Here is a 1,175-nt window from a genome sequence, read left to right as displayed (position 1 = left end):
TCTGTGATTGTTGCCGGAGCCCGTACGCCGATGGGTCGGTTGATGGGTTCGTTGAAGGATTTCTCGGGTTCGGATCTGGGTGGGATCGCGATCCGGGGTGCGTTGGAGAAGGCGGGGGTGGCGCCGGGTCAGGTGGAGTACGTGATCATGGGTCAGGTGCTGACGGCGGGGGCGGGGCAGATGCCGGCTCGGCAGGCGGCTGTTGCGGCGGGGATTGCGATGGATGTGCCGGCGTTGACGGTGAACAAGGTGTGTTTGTCGGGTATCGATGCGATTGCGTTGGCGGATCAGTTGATCCGGGCGGGGGAGTTCGAGGTGGTGGTTGCCGGTGGGCAGGAGTCGATGTCGCGGGCGCCGCATTTGCTGGAGAAGTCGCGGGAGGGTTTCAAGTACGGGGATGTGATGATGCGTGATCACATGGCGTTCGATGGGTTGCACGACATTTTCACCGATCAGGCGATGGGAAGTCTGACGGAGGCGAAGAACGAGGAGCCTGGCCAGCGGGTCAGTCGCGAGGATCAGGACGCGTTCGCGGCGGCGTCGCATCAGAACGCGGCCCGCGCCTGGAAGGACGGGTTGTTCGACGACGAGGTGGTGCCGGTGTCGATCCCGCAGCGTAAGGGGGATCCGGTGGTGTTCGGTCAGGACGAGGGTGTGCGCGTGGACACCACGGTCGAGACGTTGGCGAAGTTGCGTCCGGCGTTCGCGAAGGAGGGGACGGTCACGGCGGGGTCCGCGTCCCCGATCTCGGATGGTGCGGCGGCTGTGGTGGTGATGAGTAAGGCGAAGGCCGAGGAACTGGGTCTCGAGTGGTTGGCGGAGATCGGGGCGCACGGGGTGGTCGCGGGGCCCGACTCGACGTTGCAGTCGCAGCCGGCGCGGGCGATCGCGAAGGCGTGCGTGAAGGAAGGGATCGAGCCGAGGGATCTTGATCTCGTCGAGATCAACGAGGCGTTCGCGGCTGTGGGGATCGTCTCGACCCGTGAGCTGGATCTCGATCCGGCGAAGGTCAACGTCAATGGTGGTGCTATTGCGGTGGGGCATCCGTTGGGGATGTCGGGGGCGCGGATCACTTTGCATCTGGCGCTCGAGTTGGCGCGTCGCGGCGGCGGTGTGGGTGTGGCTGCGTTGTGTGGCGGTGGTGGTCAGGGTGATGCCCTGATCGTCCGCGTCCC

General features: G+C 65.5%; 1 protein-coding gene. It reads left to right on the top strand.

The window, feature by feature from the left end:
• Positions 1–1,175: acetyl-CoA C-acetyltransferase (locus tag NOF53_RS27420; protein ID WP_255974811.1), on the top strand; the 1,175-nt coding region annotated here is incomplete at both ends.

The sequence above is a fragment of the Rhodococcus tibetensis genome, from assembly GCF_024438035.1.
In the GTDB taxonomy this organism is placed as follows: domain Bacteria; phylum Actinomycetota; class Actinomycetes; order Mycobacteriales; family Mycobacteriaceae; genus Rhodococcus_F; species Rhodococcus_F tibetensis.
The sequence above is the reverse complement of the archived record's forward strand: the minus strand, read 5'-3'. Positions and strand labels throughout refer to the sequence as shown.